General features: G+C 62.3%; 25 protein-coding genes, 1 CRISPR repeat array and 1 riboswitch. Of the genes, 12 read left to right on the top strand and 13 right to left on the bottom strand.

Going from position 1 to position 25,926, the window contains the following annotated elements; all coding sequences use genetic code 11:
• From NW809_RS01565 to NW809_RS01555, 3 genes are all read left to right on the top strand, one after another.
• The coding region (locus tag NW809_RS01565; RefSeq protein ID WP_414401395.1) for an ACT domain-containing protein at positions 1–280 on the top strand (280 nt) is incomplete at its 5' end.
• Between the two features lie 51 nt (positions 281–331).
• Positions 332–1,789: a protoporphyrinogen oxidase gene (hemG, locus tag NW809_RS01560; protein ID WP_414401394.1), complete on the top strand. Its 1,458-nt coding sequence runs from the start codon at positions 332–334 to the stop codon at positions 1,787–1,789.
• 17 nt (positions 1,790–1,806) lie between these two features.
• Positions 1,807–2,835, top strand: a complete 1,029-nt coding sequence (locus tag NW809_RS01555) for a DUF3326 domain-containing protein (RefSeq protein ID WP_414401393.1) — start codon at positions 1,807–1,809, stop codon at positions 2,833–2,835.
• Here NW809_RS01555 and NW809_RS01550 read toward each other — a convergent pair.
• The 7 genes from NW809_RS01550 to NW809_RS01520 all read right to left on the bottom strand — a co-directional run bounded on the left by NW809_RS01550 (position 2,832) and on the right by NW809_RS01520 (position 11,425).
• On the bottom strand, positions 2,832–3,332 hold the full coding sequence (locus tag NW809_RS01550; RefSeq protein WP_414401392.1) for an MAPEG family protein: 501 nt from the start codon (positions 3,330–3,332) through the stop codon (positions 2,832–2,834). The genes NW809_RS01555 and NW809_RS01550 overlap by 4 nt on opposite strands.
• Before the next feature lie 29 nt (positions 3,333–3,361).
• Positions 3,362–5,377: an ArsA family ATPase gene (locus tag NW809_RS01545; RefSeq protein ID WP_414401391.1), complete on the bottom strand. Its 2,016-nt coding sequence runs from the start codon at positions 5,375–5,377 to the stop codon at positions 3,362–3,364.
• A 48-nt stretch (positions 5,378–5,425) separates the two neighbouring features.
• On the bottom strand, positions 5,426–6,079 hold the full coding sequence (locus tag NW809_RS01540; protein WP_011429977.1) for a hypothetical protein: 654 nt from the start codon (positions 6,077–6,079) through the stop codon (positions 5,426–5,428).
• A gap of 3 nt (positions 6,080–6,082) precedes the next feature.
• Positions 6,083–6,952, bottom strand: coding sequence for a (2Fe-2S) ferredoxin domain-containing protein (locus NW809_RS01535; RefSeq protein WP_414401390.1), 870 nt, complete (start codon positions 6,950–6,952; stop codon positions 6,083–6,085).
• 9 nt (positions 6,953–6,961) lie between these two features.
• Entirely contained in the window at positions 6,962–7,348 is a 387-nt protein-coding gene (locus tag NW809_RS01530) for a DUF1636 domain-containing protein (RefSeq protein ID WP_414401389.1), read from the bottom strand.
• 70 nt (positions 7,349–7,418) lie between these two features.
• Positions 7,419–9,362 (bottom strand): TonB-dependent receptor, encoded by a 1,944-nt coding sequence (locus tag NW809_RS01525; protein ID WP_414401388.1) that lies wholly within the window; start codon positions 9,360–9,362, stop codon positions 7,419–7,421.
• 39 nt (positions 9,363–9,401) lie between these two features.
• Positions 9,402–9,543, bottom strand: a riboswitch (cobalamin riboswitch).
• 91 nt (positions 9,544–9,634) lie between these two features.
• Positions 9,635–11,425, bottom strand: coding sequence for a DUF1565 domain-containing protein (locus NW809_RS01520; RefSeq protein WP_414401387.1), 1,791 nt, complete (start codon positions 11,423–11,425; stop codon positions 9,635–9,637).
• A gap of 163 nt (positions 11,426–11,588) precedes the next feature.
• Here NW809_RS01520 and NW809_RS01515 point away from each other — a divergent pair, with 163 nt between their 5' ends.
• The 3 genes from NW809_RS01515 to ald all read left to right on the top strand — a co-directional run bounded on the left by NW809_RS01515 (position 11,589) and on the right by ald (position 15,710).
• Positions 11,589–12,761 carry a pentapeptide repeat-containing protein gene (locus NW809_RS01515; protein ID WP_414401386.1) on the top strand — a complete coding sequence of 391 codons (1,173 nt, stop codon included), beginning with the start codon at positions 11,589–11,591 and terminating at the stop codon, positions 12,759–12,761.
• 6 nt (positions 12,762–12,767) lie between these two features.
• Positions 12,768–13,880, top strand: a complete 1,113-nt coding sequence (locus NW809_RS01510) for an LptF/LptG family permease (protein ID WP_414401385.1) — start codon at positions 12,768–12,770, stop codon at positions 13,878–13,880.
• Positions 13,881–13,937: 57 nt separating this feature from the next.
• A CRISPR array of direct repeats spans positions 13,938–14,284; the repeat unit is 39 nt; unit sequence GGTTTCCGTCCCCTTGCGGGGAAAAGGTAGGGATCAACC.
• A gap of 334 nt (positions 14,285–14,618) precedes the next feature.
• Complete coding sequence (gene ald / locus NW809_RS01505) at positions 14,619–15,710, top strand: alanine dehydrogenase (RefSeq protein ID WP_011429984.1); 1,092 nt, start codon at positions 14,619–14,621, stop codon at positions 15,708–15,710.
• Positions 15,711–15,719: 9 nt separating this feature from the next.
• Here the strand turns inward: ald and NW809_RS01500 are convergent, their stop codons facing one another.
• Both NW809_RS01500 and rpsN read right to left on the bottom strand, forming a co-directional pair.
• On the bottom strand, positions 15,720–16,352 hold the full coding sequence (locus NW809_RS01500; protein ID WP_011429985.1) for a ribonuclease D: 633 nt from the start codon (positions 16,350–16,352) through the stop codon (positions 15,720–15,722).
• Positions 16,353–16,591: 239 nt separating this feature from the next.
• Positions 16,592–16,897 carry a 30S ribosomal protein S14 gene (rpsN, locus tag NW809_RS01495; RefSeq protein WP_414401384.1) on the bottom strand — a complete coding sequence of 102 codons (306 nt, stop codon included), beginning with the start codon at positions 16,895–16,897 and terminating at the stop codon, positions 16,592–16,594.
• 144 nt (positions 16,898–17,041) lie between these two features.
• Here rpsN and NW809_RS01490 point away from each other — a divergent pair, with 144 nt between their 5' ends.
• Entirely contained in the window at positions 17,042–17,365 is a 324-nt protein-coding gene (locus NW809_RS01490) for a hypothetical protein (RefSeq protein WP_011429988.1), read from the top strand.
• Here the strand turns inward: NW809_RS01490 and NW809_RS01485 are convergent.
• Both NW809_RS01485 and NW809_RS01480 read right to left on the bottom strand, forming a co-directional pair.
• On the bottom strand, positions 17,362–18,882 hold the full coding sequence (locus NW809_RS01485) for a YcjF family protein (protein WP_011429989.1): 1,521 nt from the start codon (positions 18,880–18,882) through the stop codon (positions 17,362–17,364). The two genes, NW809_RS01490 and NW809_RS01485, sit on opposite strands and share 4 nt — an antisense overlap.
• Positions 18,883–18,962: 80 nt before the next feature.
• On the bottom strand, positions 18,963–19,454 hold the full coding sequence (locus NW809_RS01480) for a cytochrome c oxidase assembly factor Coa1 family protein (RefSeq protein ID WP_011429990.1): 492 nt from the start codon (positions 19,452–19,454) through the stop codon (positions 18,963–18,965).
• Between the two features lie 512 nt (positions 19,455–19,966).
• On the opposite strand from NW809_RS01480, the gene NW809_RS01475 reads away from it, so the two are divergent.
• The gene (locus tag NW809_RS01475) at positions 19,967–20,281 is read left to right on the top strand and encodes a hypothetical protein (protein WP_041438224.1); all 315 of its coding nucleotides are present in this window, start codon (positions 19,967–19,969) and stop codon (positions 20,279–20,281) included.
• A gap of 22 nt (positions 20,282–20,303) precedes the next feature.
• Here the strand turns inward: NW809_RS01475 and recJ are convergent, their stop codons facing one another.
• Both recJ and NW809_RS01465 read right to left on the bottom strand, forming a co-directional pair.
• Positions 20,304–22,532 carry a single-stranded-DNA-specific exonuclease RecJ gene (gene recJ / locus NW809_RS01470; protein ID WP_414401383.1) on the bottom strand — a complete coding sequence of 743 codons (2,229 nt, stop codon included), beginning with the start codon at positions 22,530–22,532 and terminating at the stop codon, positions 20,304–20,306.
• A 113-nt stretch (positions 22,533–22,645) separates the two neighbouring features.
• Positions 22,646–22,813, bottom strand: coding sequence for a hypothetical protein (locus NW809_RS01465; RefSeq protein WP_083759159.1), 168 nt, complete (start codon positions 22,811–22,813; stop codon positions 22,646–22,648).
• A 263-nt stretch (positions 22,814–23,076) separates the two neighbouring features.
• Between NW809_RS01465 and NW809_RS01460 the strand changes: the two genes are divergently transcribed.
• The 4 genes from NW809_RS01460 to NW809_RS01445 all read left to right on the top strand — a co-directional run bounded on the left by NW809_RS01460 (position 23,077) and on the right by NW809_RS01445 (position 25,613).
• Complete coding sequence (locus NW809_RS01460; protein WP_414401382.1) at positions 23,077–24,000, top strand: metallophosphoesterase family protein; 924 nt, start codon at positions 23,077–23,079, stop codon at positions 23,998–24,000.
• A 75-nt stretch (positions 24,001–24,075) separates the two neighbouring features.
• Positions 24,076–24,822, top strand: a complete 747-nt coding sequence (locus NW809_RS01455) for a phosphoadenylyl-sulfate reductase (protein WP_011429995.1) — start codon at positions 24,076–24,078, stop codon at positions 24,820–24,822.
• 3 nt (positions 24,823–24,825) lie between these two features.
• Complete coding sequence (locus NW809_RS01450) at positions 24,826–25,137, top strand: antibiotic biosynthesis monooxygenase family protein (RefSeq protein ID WP_099812213.1); 312 nt, start codon at positions 24,826–24,828, stop codon at positions 25,135–25,137.
• Positions 25,138–25,268: 131 nt separating this feature from the next.
• Entirely contained in the window at positions 25,269–25,613 is a 345-nt protein-coding gene (locus NW809_RS01445) for an ArsR/SmtB family transcription factor (RefSeq protein WP_011429997.1), read from the top strand.
• Positions 25,614–25,926 lie beyond the last annotated feature (313 nt).

The following is a 25,926-nucleotide window of genomic DNA, read 5'->3' as shown; positions in this document are numbered from 1 at the left end:
TGTTGCCTCCTTGCTGCCGCTGGCAGAGGCGCAGTCGGAGTTTTACGTGCGAGTGCTGGCCCAGGATCGGCCGGGGGTGATGGGGGCCATCGGCACCTGCTTTGGCCGGCACGGGGTGAGCCTGGAGAGCATCACCCAAAAGGAGTGCCACCAGGAGTTGGCGGAGATTGTGATCCTCACACACAGCGTGCGCGAGGCCGACTGCCGCCAGGCGCTGGCCGAGATCCAGCAGCTTCCCCAGGTGGCCGAGATCCCCAGCCTATTTCGCGTACTGCGCTAACGAAGATTGGCCCCCCGGACGTGATGGAGGAAAAACACCTTGGAAGCGGCAGTGAATCCTGCAACCCCTGAACCCCTTAACGCGGAGGTGGTGGTCATTGGGGCGGGCATCAGCGGCCTGACGCTGGCCTGGCGCCTGCAGCAGGGTTTATCGGCTAGGGGGGGATCCCCTCAAGCGGTGCTCCTGGCGGAGGCCAGCTCCCGCGTCGGCGGCTGCATTTCCACCCAGTCCAAAGACGGCTACCGCTGGGAGGAAGGCCCCAATAGCTTTACCCCCACCCCTGCCCTGCTCAACCTCATTGCCGAGGTGGGCCTGACCGACCAACTGGTGCTGGCCGATGCCAAGCTGCCCCGCTACATCTACTGGGAAAGGGAGCTGCTGCCGGTGCCGCTTAGCCCCGCGGCAGCCCTGGGCTCACGGCTGCTCAGTGTGGGCGGCAAGCTGCGGGCTCTGCAGGGCCTGTTGGGGTTTGTCCCGCCGCCGCCAGGGTACGAGGAAACGGTGCGGCAGTTTTTCCAGCGACAACTGGGATCCGAAGTGGCCGAGCGCCTAGTGGAGCCCTTCACCTCAGGAGTCTATGCCGGCGACCCAGATCAACTCAGCGCTGTGGCGGCTTTCCCGCGGGTAGCTGGCCTAGAGGAGCGCTACGGCAGCCTCTTTGCTGGCGCCCTGCAGGCTCTGCGCCAACGACCCCAGCCTTCTCCCGTAGCCATCCAACCCCCGCCCAAACGCGGCCAACTGGGCAATCTCAGGCAGGGGCTGCAGCAGTTGCCAGAGGCCCTAGCCCAAAAGCTGGGCGACAGCCTGCGGCTGGGTTGGCGAGCGGTGCAGCTTAAGCGGGAGGGAGAGCTCTATTGGGTGGGCTTTGAGACGCCAGAGGGATCCCGCTGGGTGGCTGCTCGCCAGGTGGTGCTGGCTCTCCCCGCCTATGAGGCTGCTGCGCTGCTGCAGGGGCTCAACCCCCCAGCTAGCCAACTCTTGGCGGAGATCCCCTATCCGCCGGTAGTGGTGGTGGCTCTGGCCTATCCCCAAGAGGCCCTGCCCCAGCCGTTGCGGGGCTTTGGCCACCTCATCCCTCGCTCCCAGGGCCTGCGCACCCTGGGCACCATCTGGGCTTCCTGCCTTTTTCCCGAGCGCGCTCCCCAGGGCTACCACAGCTTCCTCAGCTTCCTCGGCGGCGCCACCGATGCTGCCTTGGCCCGCCGGCAAGGGATCCCACCCATCCCTACGCTGTCTCCTGAGGAGCGAGCGCAAATTGCCCACGCCGAGCTTAGCCAGGTTCTGCTCACCCGCCGCGTCGAGCCCATCTACCTAGGGGAACGCCTATGGCCCCGCGCCATCCCCCAGTACACCCTCGGCCACCGGCAGCGGATAGCCCAGGTGCAGGCCCACCTGGCCTCCCAGACGCCGGGGATCTGGGTGTGTGCCAACTACCTGGATGGCGTAGCTCTGGGCGATTGCGTGCGGCGAGCTGAGGCCCTGGCGCAGCAGCTTTTGTCCCAGGCCTAGTCCTCCGCTAGTGGCCCATGGGTCGCCCCTACACGGCGCTGCTTTTGGTTCCCACGGGCATCGGCGCCCGCGTGGGTGGCTTTGCCGGCGATGCCCTGCCGGTGGCCCGCGCTTTGGCGGCTGCTGTCGACTGCCTCGTCACCCATCCCAATGTGCTTAACGGCGCCACCCTGTTTTGGCCCCTGAAGAACGTCCTCTACGTGGAAGGGTACGGCCTGGATCGCTTCTGCGCCGGGGAGTGGCACCTCAGGCCAGTGCGGCAAAACCGCGTCGGCGTCATCCTGGATGCCGGGATCCCAGAGGACCTCCGCCAACGCCACCTGCAGGTTTTGCAGGCCGCCCAGGCCACCCTGGGGCTGGACATTGGCCCCTGGCGCTTGACCCCTCGACCCTTAGGCGTTTCCGTCAGCTTTTCCCCTGCCGGGGCCAGCCAGGGATCCCTGGCCCAGCCGGATGCTCTTTTGGAAACTGCCCAAGAGCTCGTCCGCTTGGGAGCTGAGGCCCTTGCCGTGGTGGCCCGCTTCCCGGACGACCTTGACTTTAGCCAGTACGAGCAGGGGCAGGGGGTAGATCCCCTGGCCGGAGCCGAGGCCATCCTCAGCCACCTGGTGGTGCGGGAGCTGGGGATCCCTTGCGCCCACGCTCCTGCTCTCTACCCTGATCCTGACCCTAAGCCGGTTCACCCCCAGGCTGCCGCTGAAGAGGTGGGGTTTACCTTCCTGCCCTCGGTTTTGGCGGGGCTGAGCTACGCCCCCCAGTTTGTTAAAAGGGGGGATCCCTCCCAGCCGGGCGACCTGACGGCCGAGCAGGTGGATAGCGTCATTGCCCCGGCCACTGCCTTTGGCGGCCCCGGCCTGCTTTACCTAGCTAGCCGCCCCCGCCCGCCCCTGTTTATCGCTGTCGAAGAAAACGCCACGGTGATGCAGGTCCACCCTCGCCAGTTGGGGATCCCCCATGTGGCAGTTAGCTCCTACCTAGAGGCCATTGGCGTGGTGGTGGCCCACCGGGCTGGGGTGGCACTATCTTCCCTAAGACTGCAGGTCTAGGCCAGGTTTTGGCCCAGAAACGGCAAGAGACTGATGAGCAGCAGGCCCAGCGTGGCCAGCGACCCGACCAAGAAGGAGAGGGAGCGCCCGATGGGAATGTCGCCAATGTAGAAGAAGTTGTAGAGCAGCCGCGCCAGCAGAAACACGCCGCAGAGCACGGCCACCCCTTCATCGCCGCTGAGACCAAACAGCCAGGGATCCGGGTGGGGGCCGGTGATGTAGGCTACTAGAGCTGAGGGCGCAAAGGTGCCCAGGGCCTCGAAGCCATTGGCGTGGGCCCAGGTAGCCCGCTGGCCGTAGGGAGGCAGCCGGTCGAACATTGCCCGGGGCGCATGGGGATCGTAGCCAACGCGGGCGCGGGCATAGCCCACCACGCCCATAGGCAGGTACACCAACAGGATGGCCGCTGCGATGGAGAACAGAGGAATGGCTTGCAGGGGGAGGTTGAACACCATAGGCAAAAGCAGCAAGGTGAGGGGGAAAAGCCGCACTGGCACCTTTTCCAGGCTAGCGGCTCTGCCAGGCGCTAGGTGGAGGTTTCTGGCAACATCGGGCTAGAGGAAGCCAGCAGGTAAGCTCCGATGGCCTCTAAGCTGGGTGGGTGCAGAAAAGGGACGGTGACAATGGCCTGCTGGGGAAAGCGCTGGGGCAACTGGGCCAGGATGGCCTGGTGGCGGCGCCGAAGAGCTGCACCAAAGGGGGTGGAATCCTCCGGCCACACGCGGTTGAGAACGGCATAGGGATGAGGGATCCCCAGGGCATCCAGTTCTGCCAGAAGGCGCTCAGTTTCCGCCAGAACTGCCTGTTCGGGGTTGAAGACGGGGATAAAGCTAGCAAACTGGGGATCCCGCAGCCGCTTTTGGAGCTGCCGCACCTGGGCCAAGAGATCCCGCAGCCGCTGCGCCCATTCCGGCCGGCCCACCAGGTCGCGGTACTTCAGCCACAGCTTGAGGGCCAGGCTTACCCAGCCTTCCAGGGCCTGCGGCATCTGCAAAAAGCGCAGGAGATGGCCGGTGGGGGCTGTATCCACCACCACCAGGTCGAACTGGCCGCTTGACTCCTGTTGCAGCACCGTCAGCAGGGCCATCACCTCGTCCAGGCCCGGTGGAGCCATGTGCAAAAGCTGCCGCCAAGCCTGTGGGTCGTACTGGATTTCTACGCCTGCCATCCCCTCTCCTGCCAACATGGCCGCCACCTCTTCCAGGTACGCCTGCCGGAAGCGCTCCAGCACCGCCGCCGCCTCGATCTCCTGGCCCAGCAGGTTGGGCAAGAGAGGGAGCGGCTCCTGTCCCAAGGTCACTCGGAACAGATCTCCCAAGGAGTGGGCCGGGTCGATAGAGACCAGCAAGAGCTGCTTGTCGGGATGGCGTTTGGCCAAGTTCCAGGCCAGGGCCCCAGCCACCGTGGTCTTGCCCACCCCGCCCTTGCCCCCTACCAAGAGCAGGCGGATCCCTTGGGCCAAAAAATCTGGCAGGCCCAAAGCCTGGCTCTGCCCAGAGGCCATCCCAAGGACTCTGTCCTGCTGGGGCGAAGGGGAGAGTTCTCCCGGGGCAGGGATCCCTTCCAACCGCGGCAGCACCTCCTGCAAGGGACGAAGCTGCTGCACCAGCTTGTCCAGCGCCGCCGGCCCAATCGGCTCTTCCAGTTGATAGGGACAGACCCAGATGGGGTAGCCAGGCAACTCCTCTTGGAGCGTTTTTAGCCAGAGCCGCTGCTCCTGCTGGCGGGCCAGGTAGATCCCTTCCAGGAGAACCTGGTTGACCAACAGGCCGCCAATGGGCACTCGGCGGTTCAGCAACTGGCAACAGAAGCGGCGGGTCTCCGCCACGCTCAACAGCTCCGGGATCAGCACCAGCCAGGCGGCAGTGCTCTCCGGGTCGGTCAGTCTGGCTTTGCCCCCCTCCAGCTCGCTTTGCAAACGGGCCAGGAAGGCATCGGCCTCATCCGGTCGATAGGTGCCTGTTAGGGATCGGACGACCTCGCGGTGCTTGGCCTGGAAGGTGGCAAACACCGCCAGCAACTGGTCGAGAAAGTCGGGCAGTTCCAAGAGCCGCAGGGTGTGGCCAGTGGGGGCCGTGTCCAGGATCACCGTATCCACCTCTTGGCCTGCCAGCAGGCGATTGACCTCCAGGATGGCCATCAGCTCGTCCACCCCCGGCCAGCTTAGATCCCACAGGGGCAGGAGATCTTCCCTGCCCAGCCAACTACCCCGCTCGGCAATGAGCTCCAGAGCCAGGCCGTAGGTCCGCTTAAAATCCTGCAGCAACACCTCAGCGTGCAAGGCGCGCACCTGCAAGTTGGGCCAATCCGGCAGGGGTTGGGGAACGTCCGCCACCGGGATCCCCAGCACATCCCCCAGGGAGTGGGCCGGGTCGGTGGACAGCAACAGCAGACGTCGCTCTGGTTGTGTCTGGGCCAGGTGACGGGCCAGGGCACAGGTGAGGGTGGTTTTGCCCACCCCTCCCTTGCCGCTAAACAGCAGCAAGCGACAGGAAGCAGGGAGGCGAGCAAAAGGGGAGTTGGCAAGTTGAGGAGGCGGCAAAGGGATCCCTTCTGGCACAGGTCACCCCCATTGTGGCCTGGATCTCCCTTAGGGATGCTCCAGATCAGCGAAGTTTCCCCTCTCCCACCACAACCGGCGTCCTCTGTCCCACGCCAGCAGCGCGTGGATCCCAAGCCAAAATCCCGTCCACAGCCAGTTGTCCAGCCAGATCTTGGCCAAGATGGGCAGGGTCAAGCCCTCCGTTCCGCCCAGAACCAGGCCGGCTGCCAAGATCAGCCCTTCAAAAGCAAGGAACCCTAGGATCAGCATGGCTGGGATCCAAAGATAGTTCAGCAGCAATTGCCTTGGCCTAATAGGTTTGGACTGAGAAAACAGAGGTCGGTAGCCGGCAGCAAAAGCGACCCCCACCGTGCCGATCCCCAAGACCAACCCCCAAGCAAAAGAATCAGGTGTACGGGGATAGTTGTGCCAGGTGTAGCCAAAGATTTGGTTGGCCAGCCAAATCATCGAAGCGCTAATAATTGCCCTTTGGCGAGTTAACGTGGTGCCCGCGATGATGCCAACAGTTACAAAAGGAAGCGTGCAGGTATAGGCAATGTTGCTCAGGCAGCCGATGGTGGTAAATAGGCTGGGCCAAAATCGACCTTGGGCTAGATCTCGGCTGGCTTGGATCCAAATTACTTCTGGGATCCCGCGGCGAGGCTTGGGGATGGACTGGACAAGAGCTTGTAGGCTAACCATAGGCTAATCTCCAGGAAAAAGGTGAGCTTTCAAGGGGCAGTTCTTTAGCAGATGCTCCTGGAGAATTTGCCGCGCTACTTGGGGGGTAACCCGCTTGTACCAGGTGCGATCTCCGGAGTAAAAAACCACCGGCCCTTGTTGACAGACTTCTAGGCATCCGGAAGTAATGACCTGAATATCCAAATTGGCTTCCCGCAGGGCCGATTGCAGAGCTTCCACAACGGGCTGATAGTGGCGAGAAGGATAGCAGCGGCTGGAACGGCAAACCGCCAAATAGGGCCGCTTGAGGGGGTTATCTTCATACGGGATCCGCTCTTTTCCCTCGACGTAAATGGCCCGCAGGCGTTCATAAAGGGAGAGCTTCTGATAGTCGGCTTTGCCTTCGGGCAGGTAGTCTTCTCCTGGCCCCAAAAAGGGACTGGGCAAAAAGATCTGCAGCAGCGATTCCTCTGCTCCGTTCCAAAATTGGATCCCCCATTGGCGAGGCTGGCCCTGCAGATTGAGGCGGCGATAGAGGGCGGCGCGGCCGACCAATCTTTTGCGGCGCAGCTCAGGTGGAGTTCTGCTGTAGGGGCCGCCCTGGTGCTCTTCTAGACACAGGTGCAAATGCCAAGTTTCGGTGGCCACGGTCAAATAGCCGTCGTAGAGCACACAGAGAGCAGGGGGATCCTTGAAGGCCGCCTCCAGCACTCCTCCCTCCACCACCTGGCCCACTTGGATCTCGGCCCAGCGCTCCTGAAAGAGCTCATAGAGCAATGGCCCAAGACAGTCGATGTGAGCCGGGATCCCTTCGTAGAGAGTTATCCAGCCAGTGGGGGAAACCTCCTGCCAACTCTGGTTTAGAGGCGTGATCCAGGGGCTGAAAGCGGCCATAGGTTGCTCCTATTGGACTGGTGGAATGCGGGCAATCACCCCCTTTTTAAGAGGGCGCTCTGCCCAGGGCAGGACGCCATCGGGCTTTGTCAAATACAGCTTCGCTGTTTGCAAGATTGGCTCTACGTCTTGGGGATCGAGATCTCCAAACACGTAGGTCATCTTTCCAGGGGCTGCCAGGGCAATCACGCAGGCATGGCTGCAGCCGCTCATACAGGCAACCGGCTTAAGCTGCAATTGAGGATTGAGCACCTGCGATTGCAAGGCAGCCAGGAGCATTTCTCCTTTGCTAGTCCCTTCTTTTTGGCCGTTGACCCAGCGAGATCCACAGGTGGTACAAACCCAAAGGTAATGTTTGGCCTCAGCTTGAGTCGAGATTCTGGTTGAGATCGTCATACAGTTGCTTCCAAACTAGAAGCACCCTACAAATGGCTAGCCAGGGAGTTAAAAACAGCCTGAGATGTCGCTAAAATTGCCCCCGCAGGTTCACCCTCAGCGTGCGACCAACGCCGGGATAGCCGGGGAAGACTTCATACTGCTCGTCTAGCAGGTTGTCGATCCCCATCTCTAGGCTTAGGTCCTCAGTCAACGGGATCCCTCCTCGCCAAGCTACGGTGGTGTAGCCTGGCAGGGATTCCGTGTTGGTGTTGTTGGTAAAAAAGCTCCCAATGTGATGGACTAAAATTGAGCTGTGCCAGCCTTGCTCGTGACGGTAGGTCAGGCCTAAGTTCAGGCTATCGGCTCCCACAAAGGCTAGCTGCTTGCCAACTGTAGCTGGGTCAAGGGCGGCGCGGATGATGGGATCATTGAGGGTGTAGTTGGCAAAAAGCATCCAGTTTTCCCCCAGCCGCACATCCAAAGCTGCCTCCAGGCCGGTGTATTCAACCAGCCCAATATTTTCATAGGTTCCTCGGCGCGGCCCAAGGCTGACAAAGGTGATGCCATCGCGGATGCGGTTGTGGGCAAAAGTCAAGCGCAGCAGGCCAAAATCTCCCAAGGCTTGATCTAAGCCAATGTCAAAGCTTTCCCCTCGCTCTGGGCGGAGATTGGGGTTGCCATCCACTTCAAAAAAGCCGCGCAGCCGAAAGAACAATTCCGAGATCAAGGGGGTGCGAAAGCTGCCGGCGTAGCTGGCCCTCAAGGTAGTTCCCTCGGCAACTGCCCACCGGATCCCCACAGCCGGCGAGGTGGCCGAGCCGTTGGCCAAACTGCTGAAGTCCTGACGGATGCCCAGGTCGAGGTGGAACTGGGGATCCGGGCTGTAGTCCAGGCGGGCAAACAGGGCCCCCTGGTTAACCGTATCGTCGTAGTTGATATTGGCAGAACCCCTGGCAAAAGAAAAAGTCGTATTGCGGGCTGAGATAGAGCGATAATCTGCCCCCAAAACTCCCTCTAGGTTTTCGCCGGCCTGCCAAGCATATTGAAGCTGGGATCCCCAGCCATTGCGCAAGATGACGTCGCGGGATCCCTGGCTTTGCGGAGCGCTGAAGCGGTAGTTGAGATCGTCCAAAAAGACTCTTGCCTGCAGGGATCCTGTTTCCTGAGTCCACAGCCAACTGAGATCCAGCAGCAGATCGTTGGTGTTTTGCTCTGCGTCGGGAGAGGGAAACTCTACACTGCCGGGCACGCGAAAGGCTTTGTTGAGGTAGAGGGCGTTGGCTGTTAGGACTTGATCTTCGGCCAGTTGCCAGGTGAGCTTGGCCTGCAAGTTGTGGTACTCCACCGCCGAGTTTTCCCGCCTGCCTGACTTGCCCAGCCGCTCAATGGCAAAGGGAAAGTCGTTGTTACTTTGCAGACGGCGATAGCTGAGCACCCAGCCCAGATCCTGGGCTTGGCCGCGACTTTGGATCCCTTGCTCATTGAGACCGTAGCTGCCGACCGCCGCTTCCAGCACCGTCTCCGTTTCTGGCTGCGGCTCCACCGTGACGATGTTGATCACGCCGCCAACGGCGTCTGAGCCGTACAGGGTAGAGCCGCCGCCGGGGGAGACTTCAATTCGCTCGACGACATCGGTGGTGATTTGCGAGAGGTCAAACCCCCCGAAAAAACCCAGATCGTTGAGAGGGCGGCCATCCAAGAGCACCAATACCTGCGCCGTTCGCGCCCCTCGCATGAATTGAGAGCTAAGAGCTCCCAACTGAGTTCCCGCTGTGCCATCGCTGAGGATCCCGGGCAAGTAGCGCAGGGCTTCCTGCACCGTCCTTGCCCCTTGCTGGCGCATCTGCTGGCGGGTGATGACATAGACTGGGCGGGAAGACTCTCGCAGCAGGCCGGGACGGCGAAACGGGGTGGTGACGGGTTGATTCAAAATCTCGGCGCTGAGGCCGGTATCCAAGATTGCCTGCCCCCAGGCCGGGATCCCCAAACTCAAGATCCCCAGCCCAAGGCTGAGACATACAGTTACTTTCATCCGGTTGCTCCTGCTTCCGTGCGACGCGGAAGGGCTAAGCTTTGAGCCAAAGCCGCAGGCGGGCATCCTGACTGAGGGCCTCAGCCCATCACAGTTGCGGCACAGCGCCGGATTTGCACCGGACTTTCCCCATTGCTTGCCCTGGCTGATCCCCAGGACAACCTGACGGCACGGCTTTCCTCCCCATTGCTCTGGAAAAAGCCGTGCTAGGCATCATACATTCCCTGCTGGGGAGTTCCTATCCTGCCGGGGGGGATCCCTGGGCAGTGAGGTCAACGGAAGATCATCTCCGCCACCGCGTCAAAGCCGGCGTCCAACAGCCGATCCAAGACTGACTGGGCCTGGCTGCGGCTGTCGTAGAGGCCGGCCTGCAGCACCCTCCTGCCGTTGAACACGGTCTCCACCGCTTCGGGGACGAGCTGCCGCAGCCGCTGCAAATCGTCGCTGCCCTTGGGGGTCACCAGCACACGAAAGCGGGTGGCCGACTCTGCTGGGGCTACCGCCGGTTCTGGAGCCGCGGCAACGGGAACAGGGGGGGTTGTTGGGCTGCTGCCCGCTTGTCGGCGAGCCGGGGGTGGCAGGAGGGTAGTAATATCCGTGAGAGGAGCCACAGATTGCTGGCGGACGGGAGTGGCAGGAGCAGGCTCAACCGGTTGGGCAGGCGTGGTGGAGCCATCGGGGGTGAAGGGGACGGCAACAAACTCCTGGGGTTGAGCGCCTGCCGGCTGAGGGGGGGCACTGGGCAAAATGCGCCCTCCCGATCCCGCTGCAGGAGGGGGAACGGGGGCAGTCGATTGGGGCACCGTCACCACCGGCAAGGTGGGAGAGGCCGCCGCCGGCTGGGGATCCCTGCTGGGAGCCGGAGGCTCGGCCTGCGGAGTTGTGGGCAGCGTCAAGCCGCCTGCCGCAATGGGTGGCGGGGCGTTGCTGGGCAGCGCAGCCACCGTGGTCTGGCCGGCCAGATTCAGTTCCCCTTTGGTTTTGCCGGCCAGTTGGTTGCCGTTGGCGTTGAGGCGCAGACCGCGGGTGGCGTTGAGGATGTCGTACTGGCCGTTGCCCTCAAAAATGTTGTTGCCCGGCTCCGAGGCCGTGCCCAAGTCTGGCTGGGCGTTGGTGATGGCCGTGAGACCGGTTTCCAAGTTGCGGGCGATGAGATTGTTGCGCAGGATGGGACGGGCGCTGCCGCCGACAACAATGCCAGTGCGGTTTTGCAGGATGCGGTTGTTGCGCACAATCGGCGCCGAGCGCTGGTCGATGGTGAGGCCAAAGCCGGTCTCTTGGAAGAGGTTGTTGACAATGGTGGGCTGGGAGGTGCCCAAGACGGAGATGCCGTTGGCCCCGTTTTTGTAGAAGCGGTTGCCTTCTATCCAGGGGTTGGAGGCGCCGGCGATGAAAATGCCGTCGTGGATGCTGCCCACAAAGCTGTTGTTGAGAATGCGCGGGGAAGCCGATTCTACCCAGAGGGCGTAGCCGCGCCGACCCTGGTTGCGCAGGGTAACCCCCCGCACCTCTGAGCCGGTCTCTGCCAGCAGGGCAACGTTTTGCCGGGCCAAGGTCGGGCTCATGTAGGTGCCGCCGCCATCGATCAGGTAGCCCTCTCCCAAGGTGGACTCGTCCCCGCGCAAGATAAGGCCGGCCTTGAGGCGGATGGGGAAGACTTCGCCGCTTTCTGCGCTGTACACCCCCGGCAGAAGCTGGATGATGCTGCCGGCTGGCGCCCGGCTGATGGCATGGGTGATGGTCTTGAAGGGGTTGTTGCGGGATCCATCCCCTTGGGTATCGCTGCCATTGGCGGCATCCACAAAAATGGCGGGGCGGTCGTCCGGCAGCGGCGGCGCTTGGGGCAGGGCCTGCTTCTCCAAAAGGCCGGTGTCCAGGGAAGTTTGCGCCCAACTGGGATCCCTTCCTGCCGCCAGCAGTAAGCTGGTGCTCAACAGCAAAGAGGTGGCCAGTCGCGTCAGCGTCGCGGAGCCGTGACGCTGCAACCGCAAGTCAGGCAGGACTGCTGTAAATTGGTGTTCGCCGGATTTCTGCAGACGGATGAACGATAAGGAAGAGATCATAGGAGTCATCCCCACACCAGGCTGGGCCAGAGAAGGAAGGAGGGTCGAGGCTATCCTACCAAACCTGACAGGCAGGATCCTGCCCTCTTCCCCAACTCCAAATACGGACTGACGCAGGCTTCTTTTTGTAGATCCAACGCTACCCCTAGAGTATACCCTTGCCATGACCGACGAAGCCCTTGCCCGCGAAGGCTCCTCCCAAGAGTTGCCGCTGGCTTCCCTCTCGTCTGGGCGCCCCCTGCTCAACCTGCTGTTGTTGGGGATCCCAGCCCTGCTGCTGCTGCTGGGCCAGTGGGCAGGGCAGCCGGCCCTGGGCTGGGGGGCGGTGCTGGCTTGGCTGGGCCTGGCCGGCTGGTGGGGGCAGCCGCTCTGGGTGCAGATCGGGCGCGACCTCTGGCAGTGGCTGACCACCTGGCCCAGCCTGGGGTGGGCGGCAGCAGCTCTCGGCTTGGCGGTGATGGGAGGATTGGTCTGGAGTGGAGCCTTCTCGGCCCTGGGATCCCTGAGCTGGGAGGCCATCGGGGCTTTGGGCGAGGTGTTCGGGGCTACAGGTCAGATCCTGATCGCCCTCCTGGCCGCCTACATCGCCTGGCGGCAGTACGTCATCTCCCGCGACCTCACCATCCAGCAGAACATCATCACCCAGCAGCAGACCATCGACGCCTACTTCGAGGGCATCTCCAACCTGGTTCTCTCCCCTGACGGGCAGTTGGACGACTGGCCCCTGGAGCGGGCCATTGCGGCTGGGCGCACGGCGGCGCTCCTCAACGGCGTGGATCGCTTTGGCAAAGCCAAGATCCTGCGCTTCCTCTCCACCGCCAACTTGCTCAGCCCCCTGCGCCGCGACGAACACCTGGGCCGGCCCATTTTGGACGGCAAAGGCGGCTACCAGCGGGATCGCGTGAACGGCATCCGCGTGGTTAACCTGGGCACGATGCTGGAAGGAGCCGATCTCCATGGCACCTCGTTGCGGGGGGTAGACTTCAGCGATGCCAGCCTAGAAGGGGCTGACCTGCGGGATTGCGATCTTAGCCACACCAACCTCTGCGGGGCCAACCTGCGCAATGCTGACCTCCGTGGGGCCGATCTTTACCGCGCTTTGCTGTTTGTGGGATCCCTCCAGACAGCTTCCCCTGTCCAGCCGGGGCAAAAGCCCGATTTCAAAACGGGAGCCTACGCCGGCGCCATCGTGGCGGGGGCAGACTTTCGCCGGGTGCGTCGCCTTTCCCCCGAACAGAGAGCTTACCTAGCCGCCTGGGGAGCTAAGCTCGATCCCGAGCCTCCGCAGGGAAAAGGGGCTAGGGGTGAGGGCCTGCCGGGGAACCGTTCAAGCTAGCTAGAGATGGCCCGCTTGTTCACCAAGTTTTGGCTGCTGGAGCGCTACCTCTTTGGCCAGATGCTCGCCCCCCTTTTGGCTGGCCTGGCGGGAGGAACCCTGCTGCTTTTGGCGGGCCGGCTCTTTACTCTGGCCGAGCGGCTAGTCGAGGGATCCGTGCCACCCCTAGGGGTGTTGCGCCTTCTCATTTTGGATCTGCCGGAGATGGTGGTGCTGGGCATGCCCATCGCCGCTTTTTTTGCCACCCTACTGACCTTGGGCAAGCTGAGCGGCAACAGTGAAATAACCGCCATGCGGGCGGCGGGGATTCCGTTTACGCGCATTTTTCGACCCCTGCTTCTAGTGGGGCTGCTTTTGAGCCTAGCCGCTTTTGTGATGAGCAACGTGCTCTTGCCAGCTAGCAAGCGGGAAATCCGCCGTATCGACCAGCAGGCACTTCTGACCCAGGCCACCAGTCTGGTGCAATACGACGTCTTTTTCAAAACCGAAGACAACCTCTGGTTTTTTATCCGCCAGGTGGATCCCCGCCTCAACACCATGCAGGATGTCACCATCTTGCGGGTGGATCCCTTGCCGGGGGGCAAGTACCAGTTGGCAGAGGTGACCCTGGCGGCCCAGGCGGTGTGGAATGGCCTGGACTGGACCCTCAGCGAAGGGGTGACCCACCGCTACGGCCCTGACGGCCTCAGCCTGGCCGAAGAGCCCTTCGACCGCAAGCCGCTAGAGGTCTCCCAAGATCTGGCCGCCCTGATGCAGCCGCCGGTTCCGCCCAACGAGCTGAGCCTGCCGGAGCTGGCGGAGCGCATCTCCCGCCTGGCCCGCTCCAACCTCAATACCCAGCCCCTGCGCACCGAGTTCCACATGCGCTTTTCCCTGCCCTTGGCCAGCTTTTTTGCCGTCTTGATCTCCCTTCCCCTGGGATCCACCACTGCGCGGCGGGTGGGCCGCTATGGGGGTGTCGTCTTCGGGATCCTGTTGGTGTTTGCCTACTACGTGGTGCTGAGTGTGTCTCGCAGCCTGGGCGAAGCAGGAGCCCTTCCCCCCTGGGCGGCAGCCTGGAGCTTCAACATCCTCTTCGGCGGCCTCGGCCTGCTGCTGTTGGCCCGCTTCCTGCGCTAGGGATCCCTTCTGGGCAGAGCAACCCCCGACCTAACCAGGGATCCACCGGATCCCTATAGTTTCCGTCCCCTTGCGGGGAAAAGGTAGGGATCAACGGCGGGATCCCACCACAGGGATCCAGCGCAGCAGCGCCTCCTCCAAGTTTCCGTCCCCTTGCGGGGAAAAGGTAGGGATCAACGAATGGAGCGTGGTTGGTACATCTGTGAAACCGGATGGGTTTCCGTCCCCTTGCGGGGAAAAGGTAGGGATCAACCACTCTTCGCATTTTGGGCTCTGACTACATGTTGGTCAGGTTTCCGTCCCCTTGCGGGGAAAAGGTAGGGATCAACCTTCCACCGGCGAGGCGGGCCGGGACGGCGCGCTGGGGTTTCCGTCCCCTTGCGGGGAAAAGGTAGGGATCAACCCTACCCCCGGAAAAGGCTGAATCCATAAGGTTTTCAAGGTGCGTTTGCGAGGGAGTACGGAGACTTCCCGAAACAGATATTAACACTGCTTCGCCGGATAAGCGCAAGTCGGGAAATTCGCTGTTTTGAGGGCATTATGTCACGTTTTTGGGTCAATTTGGGCAAGCAGTTCTAGATTCCTCTTAAAGCCTGGTGTTGCCAGGGGAAAGCTAACAACGGCTCGCCCCGACAGATTGCGCACAAAACTTTACAATTCCTGCCGCCCCCCGTCGGCCAGGGATCCCATCCCAGCGCTGGTCTGTCTAGACTGGAAGACAGCCCTATGGGGATCCCTATGCGCATTGGTGTGCCCAAAGAGATCAAGGAGCAGGAGTTTCGCGTTGGCCTGACGCCGGCGGCGGTGCGGGCTCTGACGGAGCAGGGGCACCAGGTGTGGGTGGAGACCCAAGCTGGCCAGGGGGCGGGCTTTAGCGACGAAGACTACCAAAAAGCGGGGGCCAAGCTGGCCGCCACCCCTGAGGAGATCTACCGGCAGCAGTTGGTGGTGAAGGTCAAAGAGCCCCTGCCCGCCGAGTATCCCCTGCTCCACCCGGATCTGATCCTGTTTACCTATTTGCACCTGGCGGCCAGCCGCGAGCTGACTCAGGCCCTGCTGCGTTCGGGGGCCACCTGCCTGGCCTACGAGACGGTGGAGCTGGCCGATGGATCCCTGCCCCTCTTGATGCCCATGAGCATGATTGCCGGGCGGCTGTCGGTGCAATTGGGCGCCCACTACCTGACTCGCCAGCAGGGGGGGCGAGGCGTGCTGCTGGGCGGGATCCCAGGCGTGCCGCCGGGGCGGGTGGTGATCCTGGGCGGGGGCACGGTGGGCACCGAGGCGGCCAAGATGGCCGTTGGCCTGGGGGCGCGGGTGCAGATTTTGGACATCAACCTGCAGCGCCTCAACGAGCTGGAGCTGATCTTCGGCTCGCGGGTGGAGCTGCTCTACAGCACCGCCCAAAGCATCGAGGAATGTGTCCGCGAGGCCGACCTGGTGGTGGGAGCGGTGTTGGTGCCGGGCAGACGCGCCCCGGTTTTGGTGAAGGAAGAGCTGGTGGCCCAGATGCGGCCCCGCTCTTTGATCGTGGATGTGGCCGTGGATCAGGGGGGGTGCATCGCCACCACCAAGGCCACCACCCATGCCCAGCCGGTTTACGAAGCCTATGGAGTCTTGCACTACGGGGTTCCCAACATGCCGGGGGCCGTCCCCTGGACCTCGACCCAGGCGCTGGTCAACGCCACCCTCCCTTACATCTTCAAGTTGGCCAACCTCGGCTTGAGCGCCGCCTTGGAGCAGGACCCGGCCCTGGCCAAGGGGCTCAACCTCTGCGGCGGCAAGCTCATCCACCCGGCGGTGCGGGCCACCTTCCCCGACTTGGCCAACTGAGGGCCTTCGCTACTGGTGCTCGAAGACGTTGCCATATCCCAGCAGATCCAGCTCCACCAGGGTGGGGAGGTGTTGAAAACAGCGCTGTGCCAGCTCCCAGCGCTCTTCCCGCTGCAGCATTTGGGCCAACTTGTGGCGCACCGGGATCAAGTAACGAACATCGTTGGCCGCGTACTCCAACTGCTCCGGCGAGAGGGCCTGGACGTTTCCCCAGTCGGAGCTCTGGGCAGTTTTATTCAGCTCCACCCCGCACAGCTCGCCCACCACGTCCTTCAGGCTGTGCTTGCTGGTGTAGGTGCGGGCCAGCTTGCTGGCAATTTTGGTGCAGAAGACCGGCCAGGCCTGGATCCCCAAGTGGTAGCGCAGCATGGCCAGGTCAAAACGGGCGTAATGGAAGATCTTTTCGATGTTGGGATCCGTCAGCAGCCGCGCCAAATGGGGGGCCTGCTTCACGCCGCGGCTCAGCCGCAGCAGCACCACCTCGCCGGCAGCGTTGGCTATTTGCACCACACAGAGCCTGTCCCGCTGTGGGATCAGCCCCATTGTTTCGGTGTCCACAGCCAAGAGGGTTTCCCCGGCCAGCGCCTCTGCCACTTCGGGGGTGAGATCTTCGTCGCAGATCTGGAAAGGCTCTAGGGCCACAGGGATCCCTCGCTAACTTGGCGAGAGCAGCCGCCCGGCTGAGATACTTCCCTCGCCTGAAGACAAAAGTTTTTGACATCTCAACCAGCGCCGCTGGCCGACCAGCCCTGAGCAAACTCCACCCCCCTCGGAGACAGGAGATGCCCTCCCCTCGACTGAGACGGCCAGCAGCCTGGTTTTCGCTCGCAACGCTCCGCTCCTGCGGGCGGGGTTGTAACCAGCGGCTGGCAAGCTTGGCTCTACCAGCTTGCCTTGACCACGCCCGGCAGCAGGCCGCGGTGGGCCATTTCCCGCAGGCTGTTGCGGCAGAGGCCGAAATCCCGGAAATAGCCGCGGGGACGCCCGGTTTTCCAGCAGCGGTTGCGCAGGCGGGTGGGCGAGCTGGCCCGAGGGAGTTTTTGCAGTTGGGCGTGCAGCTCCATGCGGGTGGCCTGGTCGATGTTGGGATCGGCCATGGCCGCCTTGAGTTGTTTGCGCTTCTCCCGGTATTTTTCGACCAAGCGTTGGCGCTTTTTCTCCCGCTCGATCATGCTTTTTTTAGCCACGGCTCACCTGTTTCCCCAATTTTTCGGCTTTACTAGGATAGCGGGCAACAACAATCTGCAGCAAGGGATCCCCGGTGGGATTCCCGTGGTCGACTGCTTGCCCTTGCGGCGATCTAGCTGTACAGGCCAAGTTGAGGGTGGGGGATGGCCCTTTCCAAAGTAATTTCGTTCATCGCTGCCAAGTTCAAGGTTTCCCCGGAGCAGATCGAAGCCGCCCGCGTGGTCATTTACAGACCGCCGGCGTTGCTGGCCGTGCTCAAGTCGGTTCCGCCGCTGCCCAAAGAAGTGCTGGCGGATCCCAGCTTGACCTACGCCTACCCTGCCCCCTTTATCGAGTGGTCGAAGCGGATGCACGGCCTGGCGGAATGGGACGATGTGCCCGCCCTCAGCTACGCCGACTACGTGGCGCAGATGGAGCTGGCCTTCATGCCGACGGACATTGCTGTCGAGGCCACCAACAAGGACTAGCGCAGGCGAAAAACCCGTTCTGAGGCCTGGCGGACAAACTCCTTGAGCCAGCCCGATTTTTGGGCGCTCTCCACCTGGGCCTTGACCACTGCCTGCATCCCCCCTTCCCCCCAGCTTTGGTTGCGCTGGAAATACTCGATGAAGCTTTTGCCGGCAATGCGGGTGAGATAGCCGGCGCTGGCCGCCTGGATGGGGGCTGTCGCCAAAAAGCCAACCACGCTCACCTCAGCCACGGTGGCCAGGAGCCCGGTGGTCAGTTGGAGCGCCCCCTCCACCAGCCCCAGGCCGGCCAGGGTCTTGGCCAGCGACAGGGCCAGCTCCCGCCCCTGCTGCAGGTTCATCTTGCAGCCGTAGAGGGATCCCAGCTCCACCACCATCTGGGCGTTGATGGCGGCAATGGCCAGCAGATCCAGCGCCGGGATGGGGTTGGCAAAGACCACGCCGGTCACGATCCACTGAAAGCGGTCGATCACCTCCTCCGCCTGCCGGCGCAACTGCGCCTGGATGATCCGCTTGGCCTCTTCGCCCAGTTGCTGGGATTGCAGCAGGGCATTGTCCAACGCCAGGGATCCCCCCTCGGCGTAGAGCACCGCCTGGACGCGATCCCGCACCGCCGCCACCTCCGGTTCCGGCTGCCAGGTTTGGGATCCCACCTGTACAGGGGCTGGAGCAGCGGCGGCCGGCAGCACATCTTCCGGTTGGATCAAGGGGTAAACCCGTTCCCGCAGCCGTTGCAGCAGGAGCCGCCGTTCTTCGGGGGTGTAACGGTCGATTTTGTTGAGCACCAGCAGAGCCCGCTTGCCCAGGGCGATCAACCGACGCAAGGGATCCACCTCCGACCGGCGCAGATCCCCGTCCACCACCACCAGCAGCAGATCGGCAGCTTGGGCCTGGGCCTGCGCCTCCTCTTCCCGCATCGCCCCTGCCGGCCCGATCTCCAAAATGCCCGGACAGTCCACGATCTGCACCGGGTGGGGGATCCCGGGCAGGTCCCAATCGTAAACCGCCACCGCCTGCGTGGTGCCCAGCGTTGCCCCCACCGCCCCCACCCGCCGCCCCAGCAGCGCGTTCACCAGCGAGGTTTTGCCCGCCGATCCGGTGCCGAAAACCACCACCTTCAGTTGCGGCTGGGCCAACTGTTGGGCCAGCCGGGCCGACCGTTCCGCCAGCGCCGCCCGCGCCACCTGATCCTGGATCTGCGCCATCTGAGCTTCTAGTTGCGCCAGGTTGCGCCGGGCTGCCTCCCACTTCTCGGCAGGAGTTGCCGGGGGAGCTGGCCTGGGAAGCCTCTCGGTTTTAGGGGCGGGGCGGAACAGAAACAAGTAGTAGATGGAAGCGGCCAAAAACACCAGCAGCAGCAACACCAGCACCCCGATCAACAGCCCCCCCAAAATCGGGTGGTAGCGGGTGGCGTAGTACAGATCCAAAAACGATTGGATCAGCCAGACGATCAGGCCGGCGAACGAGGCCAACAGCGCCAACAGCAGCAGCAAGCGCAGATAGGGAACTGTTCGCATAGGGATCCAGGGCCACAACCGTTCGCGTCAGCGGGACGGAGTCCTTTTGACTTTACCCGCGGCTAAGCATGTCCAACTACTCAGATCTCGCCTGTCGGCAGCACTGCCCCTGCAGCCGGCTCCTCTTGTTCACAGCGGGATCCCCCCTCCCCTTTCAGGATCTGTATGGCCTGTGGATCCCCATCCACTTTCACCTGCAGATGGCGCAACTGCCAGGCTGAGCCGGCCACCCCCCGCTCCGACTCCACAGCCACCTCGCCGGTGCGCCGGGATCCCGTGATCAAAAAGGACAGACAGGCCCAGCCGGCTTGCTCATCCTCTTGAAAGCGCAGCCGCGAGGGCCAGCCCGGACGCAGGGGATCCCCCAGCCGCTCCACCACCACCGCAGTCTGTTCGAGCCGCTCCACCGCCAACTGGTAGGTGCGATAGGCGCCTGAAGCCCGGATCCCATTCCAGACCAGGATCCCTGCCCCCGCCAGCCCCAAGCCCAGCACCGCCAGCAGGCCCAGACAGCCGCATCCACAGCAGCCCAAAGGGGCGGCACAGCCGACTTTTTGGGGGCTTTCCGACACAGCCAATCGCAGAAGTAGGACGCCCCCAAACTAACACAGAACGGCTGCGCTGCCCCCTGAGGGGGGAGCCAGCTCTCCCTTGGCAGGGATTGCAGAAAGTAAAGTCTGGACAGGCCTACGCCATTTGTCGGTAGTTGCAAGGCCTCTTCGTTTCCGTATTACTACAGACAGTGGCTCGAAAAAATAGGATGTCGGCCAAGTTAAGCAAGTTCAGACAAGCCATTTGCAAGTTTAATTTTGCACTGCCCCATCAATGGGATCCCTAAGTATCCAATTGCTGCTCCGGCTTCGAGTTAGACGTGAAAGTCTAACGCATCGCCGATCCTAGGTTTCTCTCCGCATGGGATCTGAGCAAAGTCGAAGCTTATAAACCCGTGAAAGGCCCGGGATCTTGGGCAGCGAAAAAGCCGGCAAAGTGCGTATATCCAATCCGCCATTCGGCGGAGTCCATTTCAGAGGGTCTTGCCGAGAATGAAACCAGCGAAAAGTCTCAATCCAAGAGCATCCCCACCATGAGCGAGATCAAAAGCACGATTGTGCAGCAAATTATTCAAACTGCCATGATGACCGGTCTGCTTACCGCTGCTCAGGAACACGAACTTAACGTCAAAGTCTTCCAAGAGGATTGCTCCGAGGCTGACCTCTTCCTGCTGCGCCGCCTGCACCGCTGCCTACGCCAGGGATCCATCCGCCGGATCCCGGCTTTGCACAACACCATAGCCGTTGGCCGCTTTGGCCCTCCCTTGCGCCCGCTGCCCGACAGAGCCGAAGAGGCACAACTCCAGCCGGCAGGGCTAAGCGTAGTGCGCAATCCCAAAGTTGGCTGATGGTGGTGCCGGGGGGCGTCTTCTACTTCGGAGAAACAACTGCCGGCAGGGGATCCGGTCGCAGCAGCCGCTGACAGAGCTGGGCGATCTGGGTGGGGCTGGCTTCGTCCAGCCAGCGGTGAAAAGCTTGGGATTCTTGAATGCGGCCCAGCAGCCGTGTTGGGATCTGCTCCGGCCCCTCCAATTCCGCCAGCCACTGCCAGGGCAAGCCGGTTGTCGCCGCCAGGACATGGGGATCCCATTGTCCCGTCCGCCCCAATTCCTGGAGTCGGGCGATTTGGTGGGGGAGGCGCTTCCAGTGATGACCAGAAGCGGCCAGGATCAGCGTTTGCGGCTGCACCTGCTGCAGCAGTTGGGCTAGATTTGCCGGCAGCCAGGGCCAGCGGGCCAGCAGCAGAGCTGTTTTTGCCGACGGGAGGAAGTCTTGCTCGAGAGGAAGGGCCTGCCCATCGTAGCGGAAGACTTCTTGGAGGGAATCCGGCAGGGGGCGTTGCCGGTAATCCTGGATCCGAAGGCTGGGGGCGGAAACGGTGGGCGCCTGCCAGTCGCCAGAGGGGCGCACCGCCAGCACTTTGCCCTGCCAGGGCTGCTCGGCTTCCAACTGCAGGGCGATGTCCAAGGCCTGGCATGCTTGCCACCGCTCCAGCTCTTCGCCGGCTTTCCAAAACCAGAGGGCACGGGATCCCAGCTCAAACTTCAGGTGGCGGCCATTCTGGGAAGCCCTCAGCCTGACGCTGCCGCGGCGAACGTTCATCAAGGCTACGACAGGGTTGGGGTTGCCGTGGCCAAAGGGCTGCAGAAGCTGCAACTGCCGATACACCTCGTCCAGCTCTGCCACCCCATCCCGGCCCTGAGAGGCCAACCGCTCCCAATCGATAACAATCTCCACCGCCAAGGCGCGAGCTTGGCGATCCGGGCCGACCCGCGCGGCCAGCTCCCGCCGCAAAGCCAGTTGTACGGCGGCCAGGCAGGACAGATCCACTTGGATCCCAGCGGCCATGGGGTGGCCGCCTCCCCCCAGCAAGAGGGGACGCACAGCCTCGATGGCCTCCACCAGGTTCACCCCCGGAATCGAGCGGCCCGAACCATAGCCCCGTCCCGTCCTCTCGTCTTTGGCAATCAACACCGTCGGGCAACCGTACTGCTCCGCCAAGCGCGCCGCGGCGATCCCCAAAACCCCCGGATTCCAGCCGCTTCCGGCCAAAACAATTGCCCGCTCCCGCGCCAGATCCAAGCTCTCCACCTGTTGGCTGGCCTCTTGCAGAACCTGTTGGGTGAGTTGCCGACACTCCTCATTGAGGGCAACGAAATGCTCCACCAGCGTCTGGGCCCGCTGCGGATCCGAGGTGGTCAACAGCTCCACCGCTAGGCTGGCATCGTCCCAGCGACCAATGGCGTTCAGCTTGGGGGCAAGGCGAAAGGCGATGTCCTGGGCTGTCGGCGTTCCTGAGGATTGGCTGTTGCTCACCCAATCCAAAAGAGCCCGCAGCCCCGGACGCTGGGTGTTGGCCAGCACGGGCAGGCCCCGCTGCACCAGGTAGCGGCACTCCCGCTGCAACACCGCCACATCGGCCACGATCCCCACCGCCACCAGATCCAGGTACTCTTCTACACCAGGGATCCCCAGCGCTTGGTAGAGGGCCTCCGCCAGCTTGTAGGCCACCCCCACCCCCGGCAGAAAGCGCAGCGGGTGTTCCTCTGGCAAGCGCAGCGGGTTGACCACCGCATAGGCAGGGGGCAAGGGATCCGGCAGGGCGTGGTGATCCGTCACGATCACGTCCACCCCTTGGGCTTGGGCCAGAGCAATCTCGGCAGCATTGCCTATGCCGCAATCCACCGTCAGGAGCACCTGGCAGCCTTGATCCAGCACCTGCTGCAGCCGCTGAGGGTTCAAGCCATGCCCTTCGGTGCTGCGCAGCGGTAGAGTGAACTGGACTCGGAAGCCCAAGGTTTGTAGCGCCGAGAGCAAGAGGCTGGTGGCGGTAACGCCATCGCAGTCGAAGTCTCCCCAAATGCAGAGGGTTTCTCCTCTTTTTCTTGCCTGCAACAGCCGCGCCACCGCCCGCTCCAGATCCGGCAGGGATCCCGCTGGCGTGGGAGAATACTGATTAGGATCGACAAAAGCCCGCGCCTGTTCTCGGCTGTGTAACCCCCGCAGAGCCAGCACCTTGGCCGCATACTTGCCGTACTCTCGGCTCAGCTCCGGATCAAATTGAGGCGGGGTGGGCAGCAGATCCCAGCGGTATTCCATGCAAGCTCGACAGGAATAAAACTCCCTGGGAGCCTATCAAAAACTGCTCAGGGAGAAAAGCAGCTTGGGATCTCGGAAAGCAAAAGCCGGGGTGAGCGATCCCTGCCAACCTGCTATTGACAGCAGTGAGAGGCCACGCAGCAAGGGGAGGGGTGGGCGTGGTCATGGGTGGCACAGGCTTGGCTGCAGTAGAGTTGGCCTTCGTAGCGATAGCCTTGGCTGCTTTCGAAGCTGCAGTTGCAGTGGTCACAGGCGCAACGAACAAGGGTGGTAGCAGACATGATTTTTTCTCCTTGCTTGAACTGAGGGATCCTCTTGTCGGAGATCCGTGTTGCTATACCCTAGCAGTTGCTCGGCAGCGGCGCCGGAACAAGAATCAGACTCATTTGTGACGATTCCAAATCGCAGCAACCACAACTCCCCTCTCCCAAAGGGAGAGGGGCTGGGGGTGAGGGTATCCTGGCTGAGGTTAAGAGAAGCCCATAGCCCTCTAGCCGGTTATTGACTATGATGCGGGCGTGAGGTGTGAATAAGTACCTAGGTGATGGCCACCCAAAGGATTTGCTTTGCCCAAGTCTCAGATGTTCACCTAATGCCGGAGACAGGGTGCCGCTGCTGGTGGATGTCCGATTCCCCCCGCCGCCAGTTGGAAGCTGCCGTTGCCCATCTCAACCAAGTGCCGGATCTGGACTTTGTGGTGTTCACCGGCGATTTGGTGGATCAAGCCGATCCGGAGAGCTTTGAGGTGTTCCAGGAGATCCTCGCCCAACTGCGGGTGCCCTACTACCTCAGCCTCGGCAACCACGATATCGACACCTTGGGGAGGGAGGGGCGCTTCAACCGGGAGCAATTTATCCGCTGGTGCCAACGTCAATTTCCGTTGCCCCTTGCCCCCACAGGCTATGTCGATTACAGCCTTTCCCCCCTGCCTGGGATCCGCTTGATTGCCCTCGATGCCAGCCTGGGCCAGTTCCCTCTGCCCCAGGGCGTGCTGCGCCCCGCGCAACTGCGCTGGCTAGGCGAACATCTACAAGCGGTGCCGGAGGAATGGCTGATCCTGCTCATCCATCAGCCTCCCTTTATCTCCCCCACCCAAATGGATGCGGTTTTGTTCCGCAAGTACCGGCTTCGCAGCGAGCAAGCTGTAGCTCTGCATACCCTCTTGGCCGACCACGGGCGGGTGGTGGCAGTGTTGAGTGGACATCTGCACGTGCCGAAGCTCTATGTGCAGGACGGAATCCCCTACCTGACAGCGCCGCCTCTGGTGGGGCCGGTCTCCGCTCTGCGCGTGTTTGAGTTGGACGTCAACCCACGGCGAGGGGTGTTGCGCTACCACTGGGTTCACCTGCCGGAGCCGGATCCCAGACCTCTCTGGCATGGCCTGGTCATGGGAGTTCGGCGGGATCGCTGGGGACAAATCCCCCTGCGGGCCAAAGGATCTCGATCCCTGCCCGCCGTTGCCCAGTAGCCAAAAATCCTAAACCTTGACCGAATTAGTGTAGATTAAAAAGGCAAAGAGCCTTGGATTCGATGTCTTCCCCCTATGACTGCAACCCTTTCTTCCTCCGGCCACTGGGAGCTGGCGGCTCAGGCGTTACGAGAGCAGTATCAGCCGCAGGTAGCTTCTCTGAGCGAGCGATTTGAGCCTTTGTCGGCGAGCGACCTGCTGGCCTGGGCCGTTGCGGAGTTTGGGGACGGGCTGGTGCTGGCCTGCAGCTTTGGACCGGAAGATCTGGTTCTCATTGATCTGCTCACGGCCATTCGCCCCCAGGTGCGTGCCTTTTTCCTGGATACCGATTTTCACTTCCCGGAAACCCTGCAACTGCAGCAGCAGGTGTTGGCCCGTTACCCCCATTTGCAGCTGGAGATCTTCAAACCGCTGCTCACCCCCGAAGAGCAGGCGGCGCAATATGAGCCGGAGCTGTACCGCACCAACCCTGACCTCTGCTGCAGCCTCCGCAAGGTAGAGCCCCTGAATCGCGCCCTGGCCAACTGCACCACCTGGATTACGGGGATGCGCCGCGAGCAATCCCCCACCCGCGCCGATATCGGCAAGGTGCAGTGGGATGGCAAGCGCAACCGCCTCAAGCTCAACCCGCTCGCCGACTGGACAAACGGCCAAGTCTGGAAGTACATCCTCGACCACGGGATCCCTTACAACCCCCTCCACGACCGCAACTATCCCAGCATCGGCTGCATCCACTGCACGGCGCCGGTGGAGCCGGGAGCGGATCCCCGCTCTGGCCGCTGGAAGGGCACAGCCAAAACCGAGTGCGGCCTGCACACCTAGCCTATGAACCCTTCGCCTGTCCTAGAGGTGGCTCAGTTTGAAGTCAGCCCCGGCTCTGAAGCCGCTTTTGAGGCTGCCATCGCGCAAGCCTTTGTCTACCTACAACAGACCGATGGCTATCGGCAGCACCAACTGCAGCGCTGTTTAGAGCACCCTCAGCAATACCTGTTGCTGGTACACTGGGGATCCCTGGAGGCCCATTTGGTTAACTTCCGCCAATCGGAAAACTTTGTCCGCTGGCGCGCCCTCCTCGAGCCCTACTTTGCTCGGCCACCGCAGGTGTTGCATTACCAACTGCTGCCGGGGTTGACCTGATCAGAGGCAGCGCGAGCCTAGGGTTGCGCTGGTGCTGCAAAGCAATGGCGGCCTTCCCAGTCCAGGAGCAACTGGGGTGGGGGGAGTGCTTGCCGACGGGAGCGCAAAGCTCTTGCTACCCTAGTCGAAGGATGGTTTCGTGGTTGGCCAAGGTAGAGGAGGATTTGCTGTGTGAGCAGGTACGGGAGGGATTTCACGCTCTCTCCGATCCGATTCGCCTGCGCGCGCTGCAACTGTTGCGTGGGCGGGAGCTGTGCGTTTGCGATCTCTGCGAAAAGCTGCAGGTAAGCCAATCCAAGCTCTCGTTTCACTTAAAGACCTTGCGAGATGCGCAGTTGGTCAACGCTCGCCAGCAGGGGCGCTGGATCTACTACAGCCTCAACCCACCTCGCTTTCAGCTCTTGCAGCATTTTTTGGATAGCCTAGGACAAGCTGCTCCCTCTGAGGTTGCCGTTCCCTGTGCGGAGGATCCCTAGGTATTTATCCTCGATTGAGGCGCAGGTTGCTTGCCCTGCCGCCCTAGCCCTGGGGGGGGGACGCCACAACCCCAGCTACAGGGCCTACGGCCCGCTGACGTGAAGGAATCTCAAACTGCCTCAGCAGATACTTCCTCCTCAGATTCACCCCCCACCCTGTCTTGGTGAAACCTGACCAGAAGTTTCCGCATCTGAGAAGCCGTCTGCCGACACTCTCGGCGAACAGCTACCTTGACACTCCCACCGCCTAAAGGCGGGGGATTCTTACGCAGTCCACAAAAGAACCCGCAACGGCGTTGTCAAAGCGCCTCTA

The organism is Synechococcus sp. WC101 (assembly GCF_047461555.1).
Classification (GTDB): domain Bacteria; phylum Cyanobacteriota; class Cyanobacteriia; order Thermostichales; family Thermostichaceae; genus Thermostichus.
The sequence above is the reverse complement of the archived record's forward strand: the minus strand, read 5'-3'. Positions and strand labels throughout refer to the sequence as shown.